Genomic DNA, 23,321 nt, shown 5'->3' on the forward strand with positions numbered 1-23,321 from the left:
ACCGTTGCCGGTTCGTCCAGCATGTTCCGTCACAAAATGGAGTGATTTCATGATAGAGACGTTGCTGCCCGCGTCGGCCCTCGCCTTTCCGAATATTGATCCGGTGATCTTTTCCATCGGACCGCTGGCGGTGCACTGGTACGGCCTTGGCTATGTCGTCGGCATCATGTTCGCATGGTGGTACGGCAAGAAGCTTTTGCGCAGCCATCGTCTCTGGACACATAACAACCCGCCGATGGCGCCGGAAGCGCTCGACGATTTCGTCATCTGGGCAGCACTTGGCGTCGTGCTGGGCGGTCGCATCGGCTATGTGCTGTTCTATAATTTCTCCTATTATCTCTCCAACCCGCTTGCCATTCCCGCTGTCTGGGATGGCGGCATGTCGTTCCATGGCGGCATTCTCGGCACCACCATCGCCATGATCCTGTTTGCCCGCTCACGCGGCATCAAGGTGTGGAGCATGTTCGATGTGGTCGCCGCCGGTGTGCCGGTCGGCCTCGGCGTGGTGCGTATCGCCAATTTCATCAATTCCGAACTCTGGGGCCGCGTCAGCGATGCGCCATGGGCTGTCTATTTCCCGAATGGCGGACCGCTGCCGCGCCATCCAAGCCAGCTTTATGAAGCCTTCCTCGAAGGGTTCGTGCTGTTTTTCGTTCTGCTCCTGCTGGTCTGGGTCGGTCGCAAGCTCAAGAAGCCGGGCTTCATCGCGGGCGCTTTCGTGACCGGCTATGGCCTCAGCCGCATTGCCGTCGAGTTCTTCCGCGAGCCGGACGCACAGCTCGGCTATCTGGTTGGCGGTTGGCTGACCATGGGTATGGTGCTTTCGGTGCCGATGGTGCTGATCGGCCTGTGGGCGATGTGGCGCGCCAACCGCGCAGCAGCCAAAGATGCCTGAAACTTCGCTCAAAGACCGGCTGAAACGGCTGATCGCCACGACGGGACCGATCAGCGTTGCCGACTATATGGCCGCATGTCTCGGTGACCGGGAATCCGGCTATTACTCGACCCGCGAACCGTTCGGTCGCGAGGGGGATTTCATCACCGCGCCAGAAGTGAGCCAGATGTTCGGCGAGTTGATCGGCATCTGGTGTGTGGCGCAATGGGATGCGCTTGGCCGCCCTGCCAACACTGTGCTGTGCGAAATCGGACCCGGACGCGGGACGCTGATGAGCGACATGTTGCGCAGCATTGGCAAGCTTGCCCCGCAAGTGCTGGCGAGCCTGCAGGTTGCGATGGTCGAGACCAGTCCGCGCCTTGTCGAAAAGCAGAAGCAGAAGCTCGCCGATACGGGCGTCTCCGTCACCTGGTTCGAACGTTTTGCCGACATCCCCACCGGCCCACTGATCCTCGTTTCGAACGAGTTGTTCGACGCGATCCCATTCCGGCAATTCGTCAAGTCGAACGGACGTTTTGTGGAACGGCTGATTTCGCTTGATGAAAATGATGAATTTCATTTTGTCAGCGGCGTAGGCGGGATCGACCCGGCACTTCTACCAAAAGACCATGCGCAGGCCCCTGACGGCACAATCTTCGAAGCTGCTCCCGCACGAACCGCTCTGTTGCAGGAAATCGCGCAGCGTATCGCTAAGACGCGCGGCGCGGCGCTCAACATCGATTACGGCCATCTTCAATCCGGCTTTGGCGACACGCTGCAAGCCATGCTCAAACACGGCTATGACGATGTTTTTGCTCACCCGGGGGAAGCCGACCTGACCAGTCATGTCGATTTCGATATTCTGGAGCAGACAGCACGCGCCTCGCGTTGCAAGACCGGCACCATGACCCAAGGCGAATTCCTGCTGGCCATGGGCCTGCTCGACCGCGCAGGTCGTCTGGGTAGCGGGCGCGACACTGCTTTTCAGGAAAAGATCCGGCAGGATGTGGAACGCCTGGCAGCACCTGAACAGATGGGCACCTTGTTCAAGGTGCTGGCGTTCAGCGATCGCGACACCCGGCTCATACCGTTCGAACAAAGCTAGCGCCAATTGCCCTTCAAAAAGCTGCAATTGACAAGCCACCCTGCCTCCCCCACCATCCCGCCGTTTAATAAGGCCAATATGCTATGACCGACATGCCGCAACCGCTCCGCTCGCCTCTGCTCGACAAGCCCGCCGGTCAGGCCGGCAAGCGCATTGCGCACGGCTTTTTCACGCGAAAAGGCGGCGTTTCGGACGGTATTTATGCCGGGCTGAATGTCGGAGCCGGATCGGATGATGTGGCCGAACATGTCGCGGAAAACCGCCGCCGTGTGGCAGAATCGCTTGGCGTCGCACCGGATCATCTCCTGACGGTGCATCAGGTTCATTCGCCCGACGTGCTGCATGTGACCGCGCCTTTTGATTCGCCACGCCCCAAGGCCGATGCCATGGTGACCAATGTTCCCGGCATTGCGCTCGGCGCGCTGTCTGCCGATTGCGGTCCCGTCCTGTTTGCAGACCACGAGGCGGGTGTCATCGGTTCCGCCCATGCGGGCTGGCGGGGCGCATTCAGCGGCGTGCTGGAAAACACCATTGACGCGATGATCGGGCTTGGCGCTAAGCGCGAGAACATCGTCGCGGTTCTTGGGCCGACCATCGGCCCCGACAATTATGAAGTCGGACCGGAATTCTATACGGAGTTTCTGAGCAAAGACCCGGCCTATGCACGCTATTTCCGCGCCTCGGACAAGCCGGATCACAAGCTTTTCGATCTGTGGACCTTCATCACCGACCGTCTGACCAAAGCGGGCGTACAGGCAGAATCCCTTCGCCAGTGCACCTATGCCGACGAAGACCAGTTCTATTCCTACCGGCGCACGACGCACCGCAAAGAGCCGGATTATGGACGCCAGATTGCAGCCATTGCTATTCTGGACACCAAAGATTCCATTTGAGGAGAACCGCATGGCCCTTCACTTCGAGCCGGAAGAATTCGCCGCACGCCGCGACCGTCTGATCTTGAAGATGGAGGAGGACAAGCTTGATGCCCTGCTGCTGTTCGCACAGGAAAGCATGTATTGGCTGACCGGCTATGATACGTTCGGCTTCTGCTTCTTCCAGTGCCTTGTGGTGAAGGCTGACGGCTCGATGGTGCTGATGACGCGCTCGGCGGATTTGCGCCAGGCGCGCCAGACATCCAATATCGAGAACATCGTTGTCTGGACCGACCGCGACAATGCCAATCCGGCAGCGGATTTGCGCAATATCCTGACCGAGCTTGATCTGCTCGGCACACGCATCGGCATCGAATACCAGACCCACGGCCTCACCGGCGCGAATGCCCGCAGGCTCGACGAGCAATTGCAGAGCTTTGCCAAATTGTTCGACGCATCCGGCATGGTGGACCGCCTGCGCCTTTTGAAAAGCCCGGCGGAAATCGCCTATGCCAAGCGCGCAGCGCAACTGAGCGACGATGCGCTCGACGCCGCGCTGAAAACCACCCGCGCGGGCGCAAGCGAAGCCGATATTCTGGCCGCCATGATGAGCGCCAATTTTTCCGGTGACGGCGACTATCCGGCCAATGAATATATCATCGGCTCCGGCGAAGACGCCCTGCTCTGCCGCTATAAATCCGGTCGCCGCACGCTTGATGCCACCGACCAGCTTACGCTCGAATGGTCGGGCGTGTTCCGCCATTATCACGCGCCGATGATGCGCACGATCCTGATTGGCCAGCCGACGGAACACCACGTCAAGCTTTACGATGCCGCCCGCGAGGCGCTGGAGGCCGTCGAGGCGGCGATGACACCGGCTTCAACATTCGGTGATGTGTTCGACGCCCATGCCCGCACCATGGAAGCACACGGGCTGACCCGCCACCGTCTGAATGCCTGCGGCTACTCGGTCGGGGCACGCTTCACACCCTCCTGGATGGACCCGCAAATGTTCTATGCGGGCAATCCGGAAAGCATCCAGCCGGACATGACGCTCTTTGCGCATATGATCATCATGGACTCCGACAGCGGCGCCGCGATGACGCTCGGACAGACATATCTCACAACAAATGGTGCGGCTCAGCCATTATCCCGCCATTCTCTTGATATGCTTATCGCCTGACATCATTGTCAAACGGCCCACGATCGGCGATAAATCGGCCTGACGTGAGAACCGCCTGTATTTTCAGGACCATGTGTTTTCAGGAGCATGAAGCCGACCATGAACAAGGCACATATTTCGATGATGCTGTTGCTTGCTGGAGCGCTCGCTGCCTGCAACAGCACCGAATCCGCACTGAATGTGCAGGGCTCTGGCCAAACTGCCGGGCAACCAGCTAACGGACAGGCGACCACGCCCGCCGGCACGACTGCGCCCGCAACTGCCAATACGACAACACCGCCTTCCACAACACCGCCCACGACATCGGCGCGAACGGCGACACTGAAGCCGGGCAAATTGCACATCGCGCCCATTGTCGGCGCCCCCGTCAATGTGGTGACGCCGCTGACGCACCGCATGAATGACGACGCCAAAGCCAAGGGCGTCGAGCTGGCAGGCTCCAATGACACCAGTGCAGCCTATGTCATGAAGGGGTACTTCTCGGTTCTCTCCGAGGACAACCAGACGACCGTTCTCTATGTCTGGGATGTGCTGGATGCTTCCGGCAACCGGCTGCACCGCATTCAGGGACAGGAGAAAGTGCAAGGTGCAGCGGCAGACTCATGGAGCGTGGTGCAGCCCGCCACCATGCAGGCCATCGCCGACCGCACCATGCAGGAATATTCTACCTGGCTTGCGGCAAATCGCGCATAAACTTTGAGCATTTTCAGCAAGGAACTGAAATCCCTTACTGAATCCCCGCTTTTTGACACGCGGAAAGGCCGGATTTCCGGCCTTTTTCAACAATTGTGAACAGTCGGGCCTTGCAATGACGGTGACTCTTTGCAATAGGCCCCACATTCGAGAAAACCTTGTAAGCTGCTGTACTTAACCTGACCGGCCAAAAGTACGCGGCTTTAAAGTTTTTAAAGGATGACGTTGCTGGGCCCCGCATCGTTGCGGTCCATGCGCGAAACAAGATTACGTCCGTTATACGGACTTTTTGCGACAGAACGAAACCGCAAACCTATCGCATCGGCTCAGAGGCAAAAAGAATGAAACTTTTCGCAGGCAACTCCAACCGGGCACTTGCCGAATCCGTTGCTAAATATCTCAACATCCCGCTCGGCAAGGCAAGCGTTCGCCGCTTCGCCGATCAGGAGATTTTCGTAGAGATTCAGGAAAACGTGCGCGGCGAAGACGTGTTCGTTCTGCAATCAACGTCCTATCCGGCAAATGATCACCTGATGGAACTGCTCATCATGATCGATGCCTTCCGCCGTTCGTCGGCGCGCCGCATCACCGCTGTCCTGCCCTATTTCGGCTATGCCCGTCAGGACCGCAAGCCCGGCCCGCGCACGCCGATTTCGGCAAAGCTGGTTTCCAACCTCATCACTGAAGCCGGTGCAAACCGCGTTCTGACCCTTGATCTTCATGCCGGTCAGATTCAGGGCTTCTTCGATATCCCGACCGACAATCTCTATGCCGTTCCGGTTATCGCGCGCGACGTGAAGGCCAATTACGCCACAGGCAACTGCATGGTCGTATCGCCGGACGTCGGCGGTGTGGTTCGCGCCCGCTCATTGGCCAAGCGCATCGACGCGCAGCTCGCCATCGTGGACAAGCGTCGCGAACGTCCGGGTGAATCGGAAGTCATGAACGTCATCGGTGAAGTGGCTGGCAAGGACTGCCTGCTGTTCGACGATATCGTCGATTCCGGCGGCACGCTCTGCAACGCAGCCGAGGCCCTGCTGGCCAAGGGCGCGAACAGCGTCACCGCTTACATCACGCATGGCGTTCTCTCGGGTGGCGCGGTTGCTCGTATCGCTGCGTCGAAGCTGAAGGAACTGGTGATCACCGATTCCATACAGCCGACCACCGCGATCAACGATGCACCAAATATCCGCGTTCTCTCGATCTCGGATCTGATCGGCGAAGCCATTGCGCGCACCGCAGCGGAAGAGTCCGTTTCGAGCCTGTTCGATTAAAACACCAGTCGGATAGCAATTCCGAGGCATGCCGCCAGCAACAGCACGAGCGGCATGTTGAGTTTCAAGACGACAAGCAGCAATGCCGCCGCGCCTGCAATCAGGACGGCGGCATTGTCTATTGTGCTCCAGACCGGCAAGGGCACGCTGAACGGCCCCACCGTCTTATCCAGCACCTGTGCAAACAGCACATGCAGCGAGAACCATAGCGCCAGATTGGCGATCACACCCACCACCGCCGCCGTGATGCCACCCAGCATGGCGGAAAGCCAGCGCACCTGACGCAGCCGCTCCACGAATGGCGCTCCCGCCAATATCCATAGAAAACACGGCACGAAGGTAAACCAGAGCGCAATGAAGCCGCCGACAAAGCCGCCCAGAATGGGCGGCAGGCCGGACAGGTTCGCAGCCCCCACAAAGCCCACGAAAACCAGCACGAGGATCAGCGGTCCCGGGGTGGTTTCGGCCAGCCCCAGCCCGGTCAGCATTTCGCCCGGCTTCATCCAGCCGAAATGTTCGACCGCCTGCTGCGCCGTATAGGAAAGGGCCGCATAGGCGCCACCGAAAGTCACAGCGGCAAGCTTTGAGAAAAAGGCGGCTTCCTGCACGAAGACATGCGCGCCGCCGAAGGCCAGATAGAGAAGAACGAGTGGTGCGAGCCAAAGCCCGCCCCAGACGAGCGTTTGCTGCGTGAAATCGCGCAGTGCGCCGGGCGTCGCCTCGCCCAGACCAGTTCCCGCCCCGCTGCCCTGCACGATATGGCGCAGACCGCCTGCCAAAGCTGCAAGCAGCACAACAAGCGGAAACGGCAGTTTCAAAAGCGCGATGGCAATAAACGCCGCAATCGCCACGGCGTAGGAAAAGCCTGAAGTCAGTGTCCGCTTGGCCATGCGGTAAAGCGCTTCGAACACCACAGCCAGCACCGCTGCCTTAAGCCCGAACAGCAAGCCGGCCACGACCTCCACATGCCCGAAGGCGATGTAGAGCGCGGAGAGACCAAGCATCACGACAGCGCCGGGCAGCACGAACAACAGCCCCGCCAGCAGGCCGCCGCGCCAGCCTTTAACCGCCCAGCCGGAATAGGTCGCAAGCTGCATGGCTTCCGGCCCCGGCAACAACATGCAAAAGTTCAGCGCATGGATCAGCCTTTCCTGATCCATCCATTTCTTCTCATCCACGATGATGCGTTGCAGCATGGCGATCTGTGCCGCCGGACCACCGAAAGACAGCAGACCCACTTTGCCAAAAGTCGTGAAAAGTTCTCTGAAATCTGGCTGCTTTACTGGCTCTGTCACGTTACCGTCCTGATTGATTCCACCGCAAGCTGTCGGCGATAATCATTACAGGTTCATGACGGTCTTCACAGCCTACTCGGCGGCAGCACCCTCTTCCACCATATCGTCCGGAGCACTGGGATCACCCGGTGCCGTTTCGCAGCCAAGATCAGGGAAATTGACGATGCGCATTCCCTTGAAATCATTGCGGACCACCAGCAGCCCACGCTCCTCGAAATAAGTCAGCAAACGCCGGGCACGGCTGAACGAATGCGTGCCATAGGCCCGCGCCAGCGCCGCGTCGGAGGGGCAAGGCGCACCGGTGACGGCTGCCTGCGCCACGATCAGGAACACGCCCTGCACATCGTCGGTGAGGCTTTCCGACAGCGACAGCGCCTGCTGCCATGTCTCGCCACTCGCCACATCGCTTTCAATGCTGGCCTGCGCCACCGCCAACCTGCGGCGGAAGGCAGGCAGTGCCAGCGGTTCGCCCGGAACGCGGTGAATGCGACAGCGCACCAGAAAGTCCTGATAGAGAACCGCCACAGACCGGAACGAGGCTTCCGGGTCGTCTACGATCTCGCGCATGACCTTATCGAGAAGCTCGTCGCGTTCCGCTTCCACGATACCGGGGAAAAGCGGCGCTTCCACGGGCTCTGCTTCGGGCTTGGGCTTGGCCACCTGTGCCAGAATTTCCGCCGTGGATGGCGGCGGTGGAGGTGGGGGCGTCCGACGCACGACGGTGCGGATTTCCTGTGGCGCGGGCGTAAAGATCAAATCAAGCGCATCTTCCGGCGCATCGGGCAGCGGCATCAGCTTCGGCGACGACGAACGGGCCGAAGTTTCCACCTTGCCGATGCGGATCGGCAGCGGACGCCGCGACAGCGCCGGTCCAAGCGCCACGAAATGCCCGCGTTCGAGATCGCGGAACATTTCTGCCTGTTTGCGCTCCATGCCCAGCAGATCGGCGGCGCGCGCCATATCGATATCGAGGAAGGTGCGGCCCATCAGAAAGTTGGAGGCTTCGGCAGCCACGTTCTTGGCAAGCTTGGCCAGGCGCTGCGTTGCAATAACACCGGCGAGACCACGCTTGCGCCCGCGACACATGAGATTGGTCATCGCACCGAGCGAAAGCTTGCGCGCTTCGTCGGACACTTCGCCAGCGGCGGCAGGCGCAAAAAGCTGCGCCTCATCCACCACGACAAGCATCGGATACCAGTAGTCTCGTTCGGCATCGAACAGACCGCCGAGAAACGCCGCCGCCGAGCGCATCTGCTGCTCGACATCGAGACCTTCCAGATTGAGTACCACCGAAACACGATGCTGGCGGATGCGTCCGGCAATGCGGGTCAATTCGGCTTCGGTGCGGGCGGCGTCAACGACGACATGGCCGTAAAGATCGGCCAGCGTGACGAAATCGCCTTCCGGATCGACGATGCATTGCTGCACCCATTGCGCGCTCTGTTCAAGCAGGCGGCGCAGAAGATGCGACTTGCCGGAGCCTGAATTGCCCTGCACGAGCAGGCGCGTGGCGAGAAGCTCCTCAAGATCAAGCATGGCCTGCTTGCCACCGCCAAGCGCCGCTGCCGAGGCAGAACCGCTTCCAGCAACAGCACCCATGTCGATACCGACCTGCATCTCGCCTCCTTGTTTAAGAATGACCGAAACAAACGACTCGCACGGCTATGCCTGCGGTCGATCAGGCATCCGCTTAACATCTTTAAAGCCGTCAATGCCACCGGTTATGCGGAATGCCCACAGATGCTGGACCGTAGATTTCAATCAGAAGTTTTGATAGCAATCTGAACGGGGGCAAAAGCAGCAAGCGCCCAGCCAGCGGGCGCGTCGGGGAGGATGAGCCGCTCCGACCTTGGCAAGGGCTTTGCTTTCTATTCGGAGGTGAACTCTATGTGGTTTATACCCATTAGATTCACGCTTAGAATAAAGAAAACCCGCACCAGCTGGCGAGCTACAGTGCGGGTACAATTCTTTATCTAAGAACACGGTAGCTGGAGTTCGCGCTTCAGCTACCGACCCGAATATAGGCTACCGGGACTATTTTTTCAACTATGGCCTCGTCAGCTCCCACCTAACGGCAAATCCGAAAAACTTGCGCAGCCGCACGCTATGGTCTATAGCCACCGTCATCCGCGTAGACACCCTTGGAGGCAACGCGGAATGGAGCGGTCCGGTCTTTCACCTTGTGACAGACGATACGGGCTGTTTCATGTCGTTTGTTGAAGCATGATCCCGAAAAGTCGAAACCGGTTTTCGGACAAGATCATGCGCAGAAAGCGAGCGACACTCCAGTAACTTTGAAAGGAAATGCCATGAGCGAGACTTACGTGCTCAAGGCCGATCTGCGTACCCGGGTTGGTAAGGGGTCCTCCCGCGAACTGCGTCGCAACGGCCAGATTCCTGCAGTCATCTATGGCGACAAGCAGGAGCCCCTCGCAATCGCCGTCTCCTATAAGGAGATCTTCTACAAGATTCATGGCGGTGGTTTTAAGACCACGGTTGCCACGATCGAAGTAGACGGCAAGAAGATTCAGGTCCTCCCGAAGGACTACCAGCTGGACCCAGTCCGCGACTTCCCGCAGCATGTCGACTTCCTGCGCGTATCCGCCAAGTCGGTCGTTCACGTGAACGTTCCTGTTCACTTCAAGAACGAAGAAGCTGCACCGGGCATCAAGCGCGGCGGCGTTCTCAACATCGTTCGCCACGACGTTGAACTGATCGTTCCGGCCAATGCAATTCCGGAAGCGCTCGAATTCGACCTGACCGGCCTTGAAATCGGTGACTCCGTCCACATTTCGGCAATCAAGCTGCCAAAGGGCGTGTCGGCTGCCATTCAGGACCGCGACTTCACCATCGCCACCATTGCTGCTCCTGCCGGCCTGAAGTCGGACGAAGCTGCTGCTGAAGGCGCTGAAGAAGAAGCCAAGGACGGCGAATAATCGCTTTCCGTATTTTGGGGACTCTGAACCATGCTGCTCATCGCAGGTCTTGGCAATCCGGGCCCCAAATATGCGCATAACCGGCATAATATCGGTTTCATGGCGGCGGATGAAATATTCCGCCGCCATCGTTTCTCCAACTGGCAGAAGAAATTTCAGGCCGAGATTGCCGATGGCGTGATTGACGGCGAGAAAGTGCTGCTGATCAAGCCGCTGACTTTCATGAACCTCTCGGGCCAGTCTGTCGGCGAGGCTATGCGCTTCTACAAGCTCACTTCCGCCGATCTCGTCGTCATCTATGACGAACTCGACCTCATTCCGGGCAAGCTGCGGATCAAGACCGGCGGCGGCTCCGGCGGCCATAACGGCATCAAATCCATCGACGCGCATGTACAGTCCTTCCCCGGCGGCCAGAATTATCGCCGCATGCGGCTTGGCATCGGCCATCCGGGCGCGAAGGAACTGGTGCATAATTATGTTCTCGGCGATTTCGCCAAGGCCGACAATGAATGGCTGGACACGCTCTTAGGCGCTGTCGCCGACAATATTGGCCTGCTCGCCAAGCCGGGCGATGACAACAGCTTCATGAACCGCATTGCGCTCGCCATGGGCGACGGCAATCAGCGGCCCAACGGTTTCAAGGCCGACCCCGCGCAACTGGAAAAGGCCCCGCCCAAGGCGCAGAGCCATATCCGTCAGGCGCGGCAGAACCAGAAGAAGCCGGCCATTCCCGAAAGCGGTCCGATGGCTGAAATGCTGAAAAAGCTGCTGGGGAAGAAGGATTAATCCTTCGCGACGGCTGCGCCTCTTGACGCTTCACACCTCAATGTCGCATAGCGACGGTAATTCTATTCTAGTCTGACAGGAACGATCATGGGTTTCAAATGCGGCATCGTCGGTCTGCCAAATGTTGGCAAGTCGACGCTTTTCAACGCGCTGACCAAAACGGCCGCCGCACAGGCCGCAAACTATCCGTTCTGCACCATTGAGCCGAACACCGGCGAAGTGGCCGTTCCCGATCCGCGCCAGAACGATATTGCCAAGATCGCCGGTTCGAAGGAAATCATCCCGACCCGCATCAACTTCGTTGATATCGCCGGCCTTGTGCGCGGTGCTTCGAAGGGCGAAGGCCTCGGCAACCAGTTCCTCGCCAATATCCGCGAAGTCGATGCCATCGTGCATGTGCTGCGCTGCTTCGAAGATGACGACATCACCCATGTCGAAGGCCACATTGATCCGGTATCGGACGCGCAGACCGTTGAAACCGAACTGATGCTGTCGGACCTCGAAAGCATCGAGCGCCGCATCGTGCAGATCCGCAAGCGCGCCACCGGCAAGGACAAGGAAGCGCTGACCATCCTGCCGGTGATGGAAGCAGCGCTTGAACTGCTGCAGAACGGCCAGCCTGTTCGCCTGATGCTGAAGGATATCGCCGCAGAAGACCTGCTGACGCTGAAGGGCCTGAACCTTCTCACCTCCAAGCCTGTACTCTATGTCTGCAACGTCGCCGAAGGCGATGCCGCCAAGGGCAACGCATATAGTGCAGCCGTCGAAAAGATGGCCGAGGAACAGGGCGCGCAGACGGTCATCATCTCCGCGGCTATCGAGGCGGAAGTTGCCCAGTTGCCCGATGAGGAAGCCAGGGAATATCTGGAAAGCATGGACCTTGAGGAACCGGGCCTCGACCGCCTGATCCGTGCCGGTTACAAGCTTCTCGACCTCATCACCTATTTCACCGCTGGACCGAAGGAAACCCGCGCCTGGACCATCCGTCGCGGCACCAAGGCTCCCGGCGCTGCCGGTGTGATCCACACCGATTTCGAGCGCGGCTTCATCCGCGCCCAGACTATCGCCTATGAAGACTACGTCAAATACAACGGTGAAGTCGGTGCCAAGGAAGCGGGCAAAGCCCGAGACGAAGGCAAGGAATACATCGTCCATGACGGCGATGTGATGCTGTTCCGCTTCAACACCTGATACGATCAGGCCGCCGTTTCCCGGCGGCCTTTGCATATTCAGAGCATTTCCTGAAACCGATTTGGAGGAGATAGAGGGTGAGCAAGCCCCAGCAGAAATACGCCTATGAGGATATGGTGCCGGGACTGAAAATCCCTTTCGGCCCGCGCACGATCAACAAGGAAGAGATCATCGAATTCGCGCGCGCGTTCGATCCGCAGCCCTTCCACCTCGATGAAGAAGCGGGCAAAGCCAGCGTACTTGGCGGTCTTGCCGCCTCGGGATGGCAGACCGTATCGCTGATCATGCGTCTGGTCTGCGACGCCTTTCTGACCAATTCCACATCGCAAGGCGGCCCCGGCGTCGAATTCACGCGCTGGAAGCGCCCGGTTCTGGCTGGCGATACGCTGAGCGGTGTTACCACCGTCATCGACCGTCGCCTTTCCAAGAGCCGCCCGGAAATCGGTCTCGTCACGCTGCACCACGCGCTCGTCAATCAGCGCGGTGAAACCGTGTGCGAAATGCAGCATCCCTGTATGATGGGACGCCGCGATTACGTTGCGTCACAGGAAGCCAAGGCGGGTGCATGATGAGCTATCTTGAAGACAATCTCGGTCGCGAGCAGGATATCGGCAGCTATACATTTACCGCCGAAGAGATCATCGACTTCGCCACGAAATATGATCCGCAACCTTTCCATCTCGATGCGGAAGCGGCAAAGAACAGTCTGTTCGGCGGCCTGTGCGCCTCTGGCTGGCACACGACGGCTGTATTCATGAAGCTGAATGTCGCCTCCATCGTGCAGGCGACCAACGAGGCCCTCAAGCGCGGCGAGACCCCGCCGGTTTTCGGCCCCTCGCCGGGCTTCGAAAACCTGAAATGGTCAAAGCCGGTCTATGCGGGCGACACAATCACCTTCAAGCGCACCGTTCACGCGATGCGCGCGCTTGCGTCGCGTCCGGGCTGGTCGATGCTGACCATGTCCTTGCGAGCGCATAATCAAAATGGTGAAGACGTGCTGTCCTTCGACAATGCGGCCATGGTCAAGTTGCCGCCCAAGCTCGATGCCTGACATGAAAAAGCCCGCCATGCAGCGGGCTTTTTCATAAGCAGATATTTGTGCTCAATCGCCTTCGAACGAAACCAGCGTGCGCACGGGTACGCCGAGCGCTTCCAGCTTCTTGCGTCCGCCGAGGTCCGGCAGATCGATGATGAAGCAGGCGGCGACGATATTCGCCCCCATCTGCAACAACAGCTTGGCAGCGGCTTCAGCCGTGCCGCCGGTGGCGATCAGATCGTCCACGAGAATGATGCGCTCGCCCTTCTCGATGGCGTCGCGGTGCATCTCCATTTCGTCAATGCCATATTCAAGGCTGTAAGCAATACGCACCGTATCGCGCGGCAGCTTGCCCTTCTTGCGGATCGGCACGAAACCGGCGGAAATCTGGTGAGCAATGGCGCCACCCAGAATGAAGCCGCGCGCTTCGATGCCCGCGACTTTATCTACCTTGTTACCGGCATAGGGGTAGACCAGTTCGTCGACCGCGCGGCGGAACGCCTGCGCATCGCCCATAAGGGTCGTCACGTCGCGGAACTGCACGCCGGGTTTGGGATAATCCGGAATGGTTCTGATGGCATCCTTCAAACTGGCGTTGAGCCCGGATTCCATGTTCAGTCCTTTCAGTTGAAACATTGCCAGCGCTTGTCCATGGTGGTGATGTCCCAACTGAGACATCTCTGAGCGCGCATCTTGCTATTACGCTCTTTCAACCACGATATCGCAGCCACGCCAAGCTTATTCGCGCATGAGCGGGCAGACTTATCCAAAACGGCAGCTCCGGCGCCAGGTTTGGCTGATGCCGATTGTAATTCAGCCCCGCACAAACAAAAAGGACGCCGTTTTTGGCGCCCTCTTTTCAACGGTCAGCTGAATGTTCAGTGCTTCACATCAGACCAGATCGACCGCTTGGCGATATAGGCCAGACCTGCAAAGAGAATCAGGAACACAATCACCCGGAAGCCGGTGCGCTTGCGCTGTTCCAGATGCGGCTCAGCGGCCCACATCAGGAATGCCGAAACGTCGCGCGAATATTGGTCCACCGTCTGCGGCGAGCCATCATCATAGGTCACTTGACCATCGTTCAGCGGCTTGGCCATGGCAAGCGCCTTTGCCGAAATGAAGTACGGATTGTAATGCGTACCTTCGGCAATCTGCATCCCCGCTGGCGGCTGCTCATCGAAGCCGGTCAGAAGCGCGTGAATATAATCCGGCCCACCTTCGGCATATTGCGTGAAAATGTCGAAGATGAAGGTCGGGAAGCCGCGTTCCACGGCGCGCGCCTTGGCGATCAGCGAGAAGTCAGGCGGAGCCGCACCATTGTTTGCGGCAGCAGCTGCGGCCGCATTTGGAAATGGCGACGGGAAATGGTCGGTCGGCAGCGCCTTGCGGGTGAACATTTCACCTTCGGCGTTCGGACCGTCCTGCACTTCATACTCGGCTGCAAAGGCTTTGACCTGTTCCGGCGTATAGCCGAGGTCTTCCAGCGTACGGAAGGCCACCAGGTTCATGGAATGGCAGGCCGAGCATACTTCCTTATAGACTTTCAGACCGCGCTGCAGCTGGCCCTTGTCATAGGTGCCGAACGGACCGGCAAAGCTCCACTTTTCCTGCGTCGGGTGGTGGATCGGGAAATGCGTAGGTTCCGCCGCATTGCCGCCCTCCTCAGCGAAGGCACCGCTCATGGAAAGACCAAGTGCGACCAGCGGAGCGATACCAAAGGCAGCGAAGCTCTTGAGGATGTTTTTCATCATTACGTCCTTCATATCTCTCGCTGGTTCAGCCCTTGATTTCCACGGGGGCAATCTCGGCCTTGCCTTCGCTCTTCGCCAGCACCGCCTCGGTAATCGAGTTGGGCAGACGCTTCGGCGTCTCGATCAGGCCGAGAACCGGCATGATGACGATGAAGAAAGCGAAATAGTAAAGCGTACCGAGCTGCGCCATGAAGACATAGGAACCTTCTGCAGGACGCGAACCCAGCCATCCAAGGAAGATGGCGTTGATCACGAAGAGCCAGAAGAACAGCTTGAACCACGGGCGATAGACAGCCGAACGAACCTTCGACGTATCGAGCCAGGGAACCACGAAGAGGATAGCGATCGAACCGAACATCGTCAGAACACCGCCGAGCTTCGAATCGATCGGGCCGATATTGAAGGTGATGGCGCGCAGCATCGCGTAGAACGGCAGGAAGTACCATTCAGGAACGATGTGAGCAGGCGTCTTGAGCGAGTCGGCCGGGATATAGTTATCCGGGTGGCCGAGGAAGTTTGGCATGTAGAAGACGAAATAGGCGAAGAACACGAAGAAGACGAGCGCGCCGAAAGCGTCCTTGATGGTCGCATAAGGCGTGAAGGCAACCGTATCGGTCTTCGACTTCACTTCAATGCCGGTCGGGTTGGTCTGGCCGGTGACATGCAGCGCCCAGACGTGCAGGACGACAACGCCGGCAATCATGAACGGCAGCAGGTAGTGCAGCGAGAAGAAGCGGTTCAGCGTCGGATTGTCGACCGCAAAGCCGCCAAGGAGAAGCTGCTGTATCGGCTCGCCTATGACCGGAAAGGCCGTGAAGAAGCCGGTGATAACCGTTGCACCCCAGAAGGACATCTGGCCCCATGGCAGCACATAACCCATGAAGGCGGTCGCCATCATGAGAAGGAAGATCACCACGCCGAGGATCCACAGAAGCTCGCGCGGCGCCTTGTAGGAGCCGTAGTACAGACCGCGTGCAATGTGCAGATAAACGGCGATGAAGAAGAAGGATGCACCGTTGGAGTGCATGTAGCGCAGAAGCCAGCCGGAGTTGACGTCGCGCATGATTTTTTCGACGGAATTGAACGCGATGCCCGTATCCGCAGCATAGTGCATCGCCAGAACGATGCCGGTCAGAATCTGCGAGATGAGCATGAAGCTCAAAATGCCACCAAAGGTGTACATGTAGTTCAGGTTACGCGGCGTCGGATAGGCCACGAAGGAATCATAGACCAGACGCGGCAAGGGAAGCCGTTCGTCGACCCATTTTTCGATGCCGGTCTTCGGCGTATATGTGGAGTGTCCACCACTCATGTCTTCTCTCCCCAAGACCTGTTTTAGCCGATCCTGATGACCGTATCGGAAGTGAACGCATATTGCGGGATGTGCATGTTTTCCGGTGCCGGGCCGCTGCGGATACGACCCGCAGTGTCATAGGTCGAGCCATGGCATGGGCAGAACCAGCCGCCGAAAGAACCGGACTCACCGAGCGGTACGCAGCCGAGATGCGTGCATACGCCGATCATGATGAGCCAGTTTTCCTTGCCTTCGCCTGCCGAACGAGCAACGTCGGTTGCCTGCGCATCCGATGGAAGGTTTGCGTTGCGGGCGATCGGGTCCTTCAGGTCACCGAGAGCCGCGCTCTTGCCTTCTTCCACTTCCTTGGCGGAACGGTTGCGGATGAATACCGGCTTGCCGCGCCATTTGACGGTCAGGGACGCGCCTTCTGCAAGAGAAGAAACGTCGACTTCGATGGAAGCGGCTGCGAGTGTCGAAGCGTCTGGACGCATCTGGTCGATAAACGGCCATGCCAGTCCGCCAACACCGACCACACCGGCCATTCCCGTCGCAATATAGAGAAAATCACGCCGTGTCGGCTCAGCCGTGTCGTGTGCGCTCACGTGCCAACTCCCTTTTAATCTGCATGTTCAATTGAACTCTCCCCTCGTCCGCTTTTGCACCTGCGCAAAAGTTATCCCGCAAGTGCTCGCAGGACGAAATTCCCTCCATCTCACTATCCGGTTTATGCGCGTAAAAAACGCTTGTCCAGACACCAACCCCTTATGACGGCACGATGTCGCAGGCGGATTTGCTTGATTAATTTGACGGATACACAGCAAAGCTGCGGTCAGGGCCAAAGACCTGCCCGGATGACCGGAGATGACCGGAAGTTTTTAGTTTTCGTGGTTCTCTCCGAGAAACCCGCCAGACTGGCGCGCCCAGAGCCCGGCATAGATGCCGCCTTTGGCGATCAATTCCTCATGTGTGCCTTCCTCGACGATCCGGCCAGCGTCTATGACCACCAGACGGTCGAGTGCGGCAATGGTCGAAAGACGATGTGCAATGGCAATCACCGTCTTGCCTTCCATGAGTAGCTTGAGATTCTCCTGTATCGAGGCTTCCACATCCGAATCGAGTGCCGAGGTCGCCTCATCGAGAATGAGAATCGGTGCGTCCTTGAGAATGGCGCGGGCAATGGCGATGCGCTGACGCTGGCCGCCCGATAGTTTGACGCCGCGTTCGCCCACGAAAGCATCGAAGGACTTGCGGCCCTGAAAATCTTCCAGCTTGGCGATGAAGCCGTCCGCTTCCGCCTGCCGGGCCGCCTTTAGCAATTCTTCATCGGTGGCATCGTCACGAGCCAACATGATATTATCGCGCAGGGAGCGGTGCAAAAGTGCGGTTTGCTGGCTGACCACGGCAAAGGCCCGCCGCAGCGAGTTCTGCGTGACATCGCGTATGTCCTGCCCGTCCACGGTGATGGTGCCCTTTTCCACATCGTAAAGCCGCAGGATAAGATTGACGAGCGTGGTCTTGCCCGCGCCGGAATGGCCGACCAGCCCCACACGCTCGCCGCCCCGCACAGTCAAATTGATGTTCTGCAGAACGCCAGCACCCTTGCCGTAATGGAAGGTCACGTCGCGCACGTCGATGCGGGCATCGCGAACCACCAGCGGTTTTGCGCCGGGCCGGTCTTCGAGACCGAGCGGCGCGGAGACAAGGCGCATTGAGTTTTCGATCAGCCCCAACTGGCGCAACATGCCATTGAGCTGCATCATGAGGCGTCCAAGCAGCATGTTGAGACGCAGCACCAGACCGAGCGTGAACGACACCTCACCAACCGTGATGGCATCTTGCGTCCAGAGATCGATGGCGATGGCCGCAACTGTCACGATCATCAGGCCCGACAAAGCCGTCAGCGACAGGCGCACACCAGTCAGCGATCGCATGAACGGCAGGATCGCCGCAAGATAGCGTTCGAAGCCGTCGCGCAGATAGCGCTCGTCATCATCCGCCGTGTTGAGCTTGATGGTCTCGATATTGGAATAGCTGTCGACAATCCGCCCGTTGATCATCGACCCCGCTTCGGCGGAGGCTTCGGCATTCTTGCGGATGCGCGGCAGATAGCGCCATGCGATGAAGCCGAAAGCGATGATCCAGACAATGACGGCGGCGGCAAGCCGCCAATCGAGCCGCCCGACCAGAAAAAGCGTGGTGACGCTGTAGATCGCCATGAACCAGACGACCTGAATGAGACTTTCGATCAGGTCGCCCGCCGCCTGCCCGGCCTGCCAGACTTTTGTGGCGATACGTCCGGCAAAATCATTCTGGAAGAAGGCATAGGACTGGCGCAGCACATAGGAATTCGCCTGCCAGCGGATCATGTTGTAGAAGCCGGGCGACATGGTCTGGTCGTCCAGCAGGGTCGTTGCAGCGGTGACGATCAACCGGATCACCAGAACCGTGAACCCCATGAAGAGAAGCTCAGGCCCGGCGGCCTCGATCAACGCCGACCAGCTGCGCTCTATGCCGCCTTTGCCAGCCTGATCCAGAATATCGACCAGACGTCCGGTGAAATAAAACAGCCCCGCTTCCACCAGCGGCAGAAGACCGCCAGCGGCAAGTGCTGCCACAAGCGGCCATTTCGCCTGGCGCGCGTAATGCCAGAGGAAAGCCATTGTGGTTGAAGGCGGTCTGAGATTGTCCGGTTCGCGGAAGGGATCAACCCAACGTTCGAACAGGCTGTAGACCGCTTTCATCAATAGCGTTTTTCCTTACTTGACCAGCGCATCCTCGGAATTGTCTTCGAAGCCAAGGAACCCGCCGGATTGACGCGCCCATAGACTTGCATAAATGCCGCCGAGCGCAACAAGTTCCTCATGCGTGCCGTCTTCGACGATCCGCCCCTTGTCCATGACGATCAGGCGATCAAGCGCGGCGATAGTGGAAAGACGATGCGCGATGGCGATAACCGTCTTGCCTTCCATCAGCGTATTGAGGCTGTCCTGAATGGCCGCTTCCACTTCCGAATCGAGCGCGGATGTCGCCTCGTCGAGAATGAGGATCGGCGCATCCTTGAGCATCACACGCGCAATAGCGATACGCTGACGCTGTCCGCCGGACAGCTTGACGCCGCGCTCGCCGACATGCGCTTCCAGCCCGCGCCGTCCCTTCGGATCGGTAAGGAGCGGAACGAACTGGTCTGCCTGCGCAAGCCGGATCGCCTGCTGCAACATTTCCTCGGTGGCGTCGGGCCTGCCATACATGATGTTTTCGCGCACCGTGCGGTGCAGAAGCGAAGTATCCTGCGTGACCATGCCGATATTGGCGCGCAGCGAATCCTGCGACACTTTTGAAATGTCCTGACCATCAATCAGGATGCGCCCCTTCTCCAGATCGTAGAAGCGCAGCAGCAGATTGACCAGCGTGGACTTGCCCGCGCCGGAGCGACCGACCAGACCGACTTTCTGTCCGGCGGGGATGTTCAGCGTCAGGTTTTCCAGAACGCCCTTGCCCTTGCCGTAATGGAAGCCTACCTTGTCGAAATCCAGCTCGCCCTTGGTCACCTGCAGGGCCGGAGCATTGGGAACATCCACCACTTCATGCGCGCGCGCAATCGTGGTGATGCCGTCTTCCACCGTGCCGATATTTTCAAACAGCGCCGACATTTCCCACATGATCCACTGCGACATGCCGTTGAGGCGCAGCACCAGACCGATGCTGACCGCCACCGCACCCACCGTCACGGCTTCGTTCATCCACAGGCCGATGCCGATCACGCCGACCGCGAAGAGCAGAAGGCAGTTCGACACATAGAGCGTGAAATGGAACATGGTCACCAGACGCATCTGGCGATGCACCGTGCCGAGGAAACCATCGAGGCTTTCGCGCACATAGGATTCCTCGCGGCTCGAATGCGAGAACAGCTTCACGGTCGCGATATTGGTATAGCTGTCGACAATGCGGCCCGTCATCGTCGAGCGCGCATCAGCCTGCTCTTCCGAAACCACCCGCAGGCGCGGAATGAAGAAGCGCAGCAACATGAGATAGACCACGAGCCAGACGACGAACGGGATCATCAGTCGCAGATCGGCGGCGGCGGCGATGAACAGCGTGCCCGCGAAATAGACGATGACATAGTTCAAGACGTCAAGCAGCTTCATCACCGTTTCGCGCACGGCAAGAGCGGTCTGCATCAGCTTGGTTGAAATGCGCCCGGCAAATTCGTCCTGGAAAAACGACATCGACTGTCGGATCAGATAACGATGCATCAGCCAGCGCACGCGCATCGGATAATTGCCGAGCAGCGTCTGATGGATCACCAGCGAATGCACCAGCACCACGCCCGGCAGGCCGACCAGAACCACCCCGGCAATCAATGCCAGCCGCCAGCCTTCATTGCTTAGAAACGTTTCGCGCGACTGGTGGGAAAGCCAATCCACGATATTGCCCATAAAGGCAAACAGGGAAACCTCGATAATGGCGATCAGGGTGGTGAAGATCGCCATACCGATGATCCACGGCCAGGCGCCGCGGGTGTAATAGAGGCAAAACGCGACCAGACCGCGCGGAGGTTCCTGCGGGGCATCATCTGGATAGGCGTTGAGCCGATGTTCGAACCACTTAAACATGGCGCTCCTTTTAGGCGGACATTAAGCAATTGCCAATACTTGTTCGGAACAAAACATGAATATTTTGCAATCCGACCGGTTCTTTAAAGTTCATCCTCATACAGATGTTGACGCATGAACCGCGCCCGATATGCAGTCTTGCGATGACGGGCGTTTCGCGTTACCCGCTTCATATGGATCTGCGCGTCGCCCTCTACCAGCCCGACATTCCCGGCAACACGGGAACGATACTGCGCATGGCCGCATGTCTCGGCTTTGCCGTGGACCTGATTGAGCCTGCCGGTTTCGACATTTCCGACCGCTCGCTGAAGCGCGCGGGCATGGATTATCTGGCGCAGGCCGCACTGACGCGACATGCCGACTGGCACCACTTCGAAGACTGGCGCAAACAGGCAGGCCGCCGCATCGTACTGCTCTCGACCAAGGCCGCAATCCCCTATACCGACTACCGTTTTCAGGCGAACGATATTCTCCTGTTCGGGCGTGAATCGTCCGGTGTGCCGGATGCAGTCCACAACAGCGCCGATGCGCGCCTGCTGATCCCGATGGTTTCCGGCACCCGCTCCCTCAATCTTGCAGTTTCGGTCGCCATGACGGCAGGGGAAGCTCTGCGCCAGATGAGAAGTGAAAGTGATTCTAGCTCAAGACCTTAGGCGTCTTGGCGGAATCAATACTCGAATTGCTCTCAACATGCGTCGCGGATTGACCGGATCGCCACGCATTGTTCCCCGTTTCCGGTTCGAAAGGCGCGCTTCATTCCATGAAACTGTCTGCACGCACCGCCGTTCTCGCGGCTTCCACTCTTTCCCTGCTCGCCACCGCACCGGCCTTTGCCAAAGACGTCGAGCGCGTTGCGCCGAAGGTGATGGTCATCACCATGTTCGGTGAAGAAGCCAAGCCGTGGCTGGAAGGTGAAAACTTCACGCAGAAGATCAAGCTGCCCGGCTTGAGCCCTGAATATCCGGAAGTGGACTGTACCGCTGAGGGCCTTTGCCACATGACGACGGCCATGGGCTTTGCCAATGCTGCAAGCTCGACGGCGGCCATGGCGCTCAGCGACAAGCTCGATCTCAGCCATACCTATTTCCTGATTGCTGGCATTGCGGGCGTCGATCCGCAGCACGGCACGCTCGGTTCGGCCCATTGGGCGAAATATGTCATCGACGCCAATCTGAGCCACCGCATCGATATCCGCGAAGCGCCCGAAGGCTGGAGCACGGATTTCTTCGGTCTCGGCACGGCCAAGCCCGGCGAAAAGGCCAAATGGGGCGCAGGCACGGAAGTCTTCGAACTGAACGGCAAGCTTGCCGATTATGCTTTGGCCACAACGAAGGATGTCGCGCTTCTCGATGGCGACGATGCGAAGGCATATCGCAAGCATTACACGCAGGAAGCCGCCACCGGCGCGCCGAAAGTCAGCATTTGCGACACGGCCTCGGCCGATACCTACTGGCATGGCGCAAAGCTCGGCGAAGCGGTGAGCGCATGGGCCAAGCTCCTGACCGACGGCAAGGCGGATTACTGTACCTCGCAGATGGAAGACAATGCCACGCTGACGGCGCTCAAGCGCGCTGCCGATGCGGGCAAGCTGGATTTCAGCCGCATCGCCGTGCTGCGCACGTCATCCAATTTCGACCGACAGGGCCAGGACCAGACAGCAATCGAATCCCTCGGCGCGAAGTCGGGCGGTTTCCCGCTGGCGACCACCAATGCTTACCGCGTCGGCAAGGCCTATGCAGACAGCATCATCGGCAAGTGGGATGCCTGGGAAAAGGCGCCGCAACTCGCTGCGCAATAAGGTCCGTAACGGTATAACGATTCAAATCAAAGGCACCCGATGCATCAAACATCGGGTGCCTTTTTATTGGGAGCAAATCTGAATCCGGTTTCAAGCACTTGGCGGAAGATATTGATTCAGATCTTCAATCTGCAGTTGGCAGGCGGCGCATGGTGAATTCGATCACGTCGTCGGGCCGTTCGCACCAGCTTTCAATCTCGGTCCAGTATGCGGATTTCGGAAATGTGTCGAACCATTCCCGCGCTTTGTCGCGTGCTGCCTGACGCGGCAGGGTGAAGGTTTCGCGGATGAAGCCGTCGCGCGGCATCCGGTTCTTTTCGGCGCGGCTCTTCTCAAGCTGCTTGCGCAAGCCTTCGAGCGGAGGACGGGGCGGTGCTGCTGTCATGCGATTGCCTCCCGGCTGGCTGGAAACACACGTCTCCAGCCCCTTGACCACAAAAGATAGGGTAGCGATTTTACAAAGACGAGTCTTTTCTTGGGGAGAGCGATTTTGCGACGGCAGCGAAGTCCCTCTTCGCCCTATGCGCCGCTGACGGAACTTGCTAAGCCAACGGATATAGCAAAGTCTATTTCACCTTGCCATTTAACCTTGGCTGCACGCAGCGATCCGGCAG

At 58.7% G+C, this 23,321-nt stretch carries 22 protein-coding genes; 13 read left to right on the forward strand and 9 right to left on the reverse strand.

Annotated features, from left to right (window positions below; all coding sequences use genetic code 11):
• Positions 1–49: 49 nt before the first annotated feature.
• From lgt to FIC94_RS05655, 6 genes are all read left to right on the forward strand, one after another.
• Positions 50–895 (forward strand): prolipoprotein diacylglyceryl transferase, encoded by an 846-nt coding sequence (lgt, locus tag FIC94_RS05630; RefSeq protein ID WP_140024219.1) that lies wholly within the window; start codon positions 50–52, stop codon positions 893–895.
• Complete coding sequence (locus FIC94_RS05635) at positions 888–1,979, forward strand: class I SAM-dependent methyltransferase (protein WP_140024220.1); 1,092 nt, start codon at positions 888–890, stop codon at positions 1,977–1,979. The genes lgt and FIC94_RS05635 overlap by 8 nt, the downstream gene beginning before the upstream one ends.
• Positions 1,980–2,062: 83 nt before the next feature.
• The gene (gene pgeF / locus FIC94_RS05640; RefSeq protein ID WP_109369492.1) at positions 2,063–2,872 is read left to right on the forward strand and encodes a peptidoglycan editing factor PgeF; all 810 of its coding nucleotides are present in this window, start codon (positions 2,063–2,065) and stop codon (positions 2,870–2,872) included.
• Positions 2,873–2,882: 10 nt separating this feature from the next.
• Positions 2,883–4,034 (forward strand): M24 family metallopeptidase, encoded by a 1,152-nt coding sequence (locus FIC94_RS05645; RefSeq protein WP_140024221.1) that lies wholly within the window; start codon positions 2,883–2,885, stop codon positions 4,032–4,034.
• 87 nt (positions 4,035–4,121) lie between these two features.
• Entirely contained in the window at positions 4,122–4,727 is a 606-nt protein-coding gene (locus FIC94_RS05650) for a hypothetical protein (protein ID WP_140024222.1), read from the forward strand.
• Between the two features lie 341 nt (positions 4,728–5,068).
• Positions 5,069–6,001, forward strand: a complete 933-nt coding sequence (locus FIC94_RS05655; RefSeq protein ID WP_109369495.1) for a ribose-phosphate pyrophosphokinase — start codon at positions 5,069–5,071, stop codon at positions 5,999–6,001.
• Here FIC94_RS05655 and chrA read toward each other — a convergent pair.
• The gene (chrA, locus tag FIC94_RS05660; RefSeq protein ID WP_140024223.1) at positions 5,998–7,296 is read right to left on the reverse strand and encodes a chromate efflux transporter; all 1,299 of its coding nucleotides are present in this window, start codon (positions 7,294–7,296) and stop codon (positions 5,998–6,000) included. The two genes, FIC94_RS05655 and chrA, sit on opposite strands and share 4 nt — an antisense overlap.
• 72 nt (positions 7,297–7,368) lie before the next feature.
• Complete coding sequence (locus tag FIC94_RS05665; protein WP_140024224.1) at positions 7,369–8,913, reverse strand: ATP-binding protein; 1,545 nt, start codon at positions 8,911–8,913, stop codon at positions 7,369–7,371.
• A gap of 692 nt (positions 8,914–9,605) precedes the next feature.
• Here FIC94_RS05665 and FIC94_RS05670 point away from each other — a divergent pair.
• The 5 genes from FIC94_RS05670 to FIC94_RS05690 all read left to right on the forward strand — a co-directional run bounded on the left by FIC94_RS05670 (position 9,606) and on the right by FIC94_RS05690 (position 13,260).
• Positions 9,606–10,232, forward strand: coding sequence for a 50S ribosomal protein L25/general stress protein Ctc (locus FIC94_RS05670; RefSeq protein WP_109369498.1), 627 nt, complete (start codon positions 9,606–9,608; stop codon positions 10,230–10,232).
• A gap of 30 nt (positions 10,233–10,262) precedes the next feature.
• Entirely contained in the window at positions 10,263–11,018 is a 756-nt protein-coding gene (gene pth / locus FIC94_RS05675) for an aminoacyl-tRNA hydrolase (protein ID WP_140024225.1), read from the forward strand.
• An 87-nt stretch (positions 11,019–11,105) separates the two neighbouring features.
• Entirely contained in the window at positions 11,106–12,209 is a 1,104-nt protein-coding gene (gene ychF / locus FIC94_RS05680; protein WP_140024226.1) for a redox-regulated ATPase YchF, read from the forward strand.
• A 77-nt stretch (positions 12,210–12,286) separates the two neighbouring features.
• Positions 12,287–12,778, forward strand: coding sequence for a MaoC family dehydratase (locus tag FIC94_RS05685; protein ID WP_109369501.1), 492 nt, complete (start codon positions 12,287–12,289; stop codon positions 12,776–12,778).
• Positions 12,778–13,260: a MaoC family dehydratase gene (locus tag FIC94_RS05690; protein ID WP_109370275.1), complete on the forward strand. Its 483-nt coding sequence runs from the start codon at positions 12,778–12,780 to the stop codon at positions 13,258–13,260. The genes FIC94_RS05685 and FIC94_RS05690 overlap by 1 nt, the downstream gene beginning before the upstream one ends.
• A 51-nt stretch (positions 13,261–13,311) precedes the next feature.
• Here the strand turns inward: FIC94_RS05690 and FIC94_RS05695 are convergent, their stop codons facing one another.
• The 6 genes from FIC94_RS05695 to FIC94_RS05720 all read right to left on the reverse strand — a co-directional run bounded on the left by FIC94_RS05695 (position 13,312) and on the right by FIC94_RS05720 (position 20,909).
• Entirely contained in the window at positions 13,312–13,857 is a 546-nt protein-coding gene (locus FIC94_RS05695; protein WP_109369502.1) for an adenine phosphoribosyltransferase, read from the reverse strand.
• Between the two features lie 266 nt (positions 13,858–14,123).
• Entirely contained in the window at positions 14,124–14,996 is an 873-nt protein-coding gene (locus FIC94_RS05700; protein WP_171318556.1) for a cytochrome c1, read from the reverse strand.
• Positions 14,997–15,024: 28 nt separating this feature from the next.
• On the reverse strand, positions 15,025–16,311 hold the full coding sequence (locus FIC94_RS05705; protein ID WP_109369504.1) for a cytochrome b: 1,287 nt from the start codon (positions 16,309–16,311) through the stop codon (positions 15,025–15,027).
• A gap of 23 nt (positions 16,312–16,334) precedes the next feature.
• The gene (gene petA / locus FIC94_RS05710) at positions 16,335–16,898 is read right to left on the reverse strand and encodes a ubiquinol-cytochrome c reductase iron-sulfur subunit (RefSeq protein ID WP_109369505.1); all 564 of its coding nucleotides are present in this window, start codon (positions 16,896–16,898) and stop codon (positions 16,335–16,337) included.
• A 273-nt stretch (positions 16,899–17,171) separates the two neighbouring features.
• The gene (locus FIC94_RS05715) at positions 17,172–19,037 is read right to left on the reverse strand and encodes an ABC transporter ATP-binding protein (protein ID WP_140024227.1); all 1,866 of its coding nucleotides are present in this window, start codon (positions 19,035–19,037) and stop codon (positions 17,172–17,174) included.
• A 15-nt stretch (positions 19,038–19,052) separates the two neighbouring features.
• The gene (locus FIC94_RS05720) at positions 19,053–20,909 is read right to left on the reverse strand and encodes an ABC transporter ATP-binding protein (RefSeq protein ID WP_109369507.1); all 1,857 of its coding nucleotides are present in this window, start codon (positions 20,907–20,909) and stop codon (positions 19,053–19,055) included.
• A gap of 173 nt (positions 20,910–21,082) precedes the next feature.
• Here FIC94_RS05720 and FIC94_RS05725 point away from each other — a divergent pair, with 173 nt between their 5' ends.
• Together FIC94_RS05725 and FIC94_RS05730 are read left to right on the forward strand one after the other, a co-directional pair.
• Positions 21,083–21,562: a tRNA (cytidine(34)-2'-O)-methyltransferase gene (locus FIC94_RS05725; RefSeq protein WP_121536640.1), complete on the forward strand. Its 480-nt coding sequence runs from the start codon at positions 21,083–21,085 to the stop codon at positions 21,560–21,562.
• A gap of 107 nt (positions 21,563–21,669) precedes the next feature.
• The gene (locus FIC94_RS05730; RefSeq protein WP_121536642.1) at positions 21,670–22,707 is read left to right on the forward strand and encodes a purine-nucleoside phosphorylase; all 1,038 of its coding nucleotides are present in this window, start codon (positions 21,670–21,672) and stop codon (positions 22,705–22,707) included.
• 124 nt (positions 22,708–22,831) lie between these two features.
• Here the strand turns inward: FIC94_RS05730 and FIC94_RS05735 are convergent, their stop codons facing one another.
• Positions 22,832–23,092: a hypothetical protein gene (locus FIC94_RS05735; protein WP_109369508.1), complete on the reverse strand. Its 261-nt coding sequence runs from the start codon at positions 23,090–23,092 to the stop codon at positions 22,832–22,834.
• Positions 23,093–23,321: the final 229 nt, after the last annotated feature.

Origin of the sequence: Ochrobactrum teleogrylli, from assembly GCF_006376685.1 — a bacterium.
Taxonomy (GTDB): Bacteria; Pseudomonadota; Alphaproteobacteria; order Rhizobiales; family Rhizobiaceae; genus Brucella; species Brucella teleogrylli.

Coding starts and splice junctions, on each gene's coding strand:
- lgt (WP_140024219.1), top strand. CDS start 50: ATGATAGAGACGTTGCTGCCCGCGTCGGCCCTCGCCTTTCCGAATATT.
- FIC94_RS05635 (WP_140024220.1), top strand. CDS start 888: ATGCCTGAAACTTCGCTCAAAGACCGGCTGAAACGGCTGATCGCCACG.
- pgeF (WP_109369492.1), top strand. CDS start 2,063: ATGACCGACATGCCGCAACCGCTCCGCTCGCCTCTGCTCGACAAGCCC.
- FIC94_RS05645 (WP_140024221.1), top strand. CDS start 2,883: ATGGCCCTTCACTTCGAGCCGGAAGAATTCGCCGCACGCCGCGACCGT.
- FIC94_RS05650 (WP_140024222.1), top strand. CDS start 4,122: ATGAAGCCGACCATGAACAAGGCACATATTTCGATGATGCTGTTGCTT.
- FIC94_RS05655 (WP_109369495.1), top strand. CDS start 5,069: ATGAAACTTTTCGCAGGCAACTCCAACCGGGCACTTGCCGAATCCGTT.
- FIC94_RS05665 (WP_140024224.1), bottom strand. CDS start 8,913: ATGCAGGTCGGTATCGACATGGGTGCTGTTGCTGGAAGCGGTTCTGCC.
- FIC94_RS05670 (WP_109369498.1), top strand. CDS start 9,606: ATGAGCGAGACTTACGTGCTCAAGGCCGATCTGCGTACCCGGGTTGGT.
- pth (WP_140024225.1), top strand. CDS start 10,263: ATGCTGCTCATCGCAGGTCTTGGCAATCCGGGCCCCAAATATGCGCAT.
- ychF (WP_140024226.1), top strand. CDS start 11,106: ATGGGTTTCAAATGCGGCATCGTCGGTCTGCCAAATGTTGGCAAGTCG.
- FIC94_RS05690 (WP_109370275.1), top strand. CDS start 12,778: ATGAGCTATCTTGAAGACAATCTCGGTCGCGAGCAGGATATCGGCAGC.
- FIC94_RS05695 (WP_109369502.1), bottom strand. CDS start 13,857: ATGGAATCCGGGCTCAACGCCAGTTTGAAGGATGCCATCAGAACCATT.
- FIC94_RS05700 (WP_171318556.1), bottom strand. CDS start 14,996: ATGAAAAACATCCTCAAGAGCTTCGCTGCCTTTGGTATCGCTCCGCTG.
- FIC94_RS05705 (WP_109369504.1), bottom strand. CDS start 16,311: ATGAGTGGTGGACACTCCACATATACGCCGAAGACCGGCATCGAAAAA.
- FIC94_RS05715 (WP_140024227.1), bottom strand. CDS start 19,037: ATGAAAGCGGTCTACAGCCTGTTCGAACGTTGGGTTGATCCCTTCCGC.
- FIC94_RS05720 (WP_109369507.1), bottom strand. CDS start 20,909: ATGTTTAAGTGGTTCGAACATCGGCTCAACGCCTATCCAGATGATGCC.
- FIC94_RS05725 (WP_121536640.1), top strand. CDS start 21,083: ATGGATCTGCGCGTCGCCCTCTACCAGCCCGACATTCCCGGCAACACG.
- FIC94_RS05730 (WP_121536642.1), top strand. CDS start 21,670: ATGAAACTGTCTGCACGCACCGCCGTTCTCGCGGCTTCCACTCTTTCC.
- FIC94_RS05735 (WP_109369508.1), bottom strand. CDS start 23,092: ATGACAGCAGCACCGCCCCGTCCTCCGCTCGAAGGCTTGCGCAAGCAG.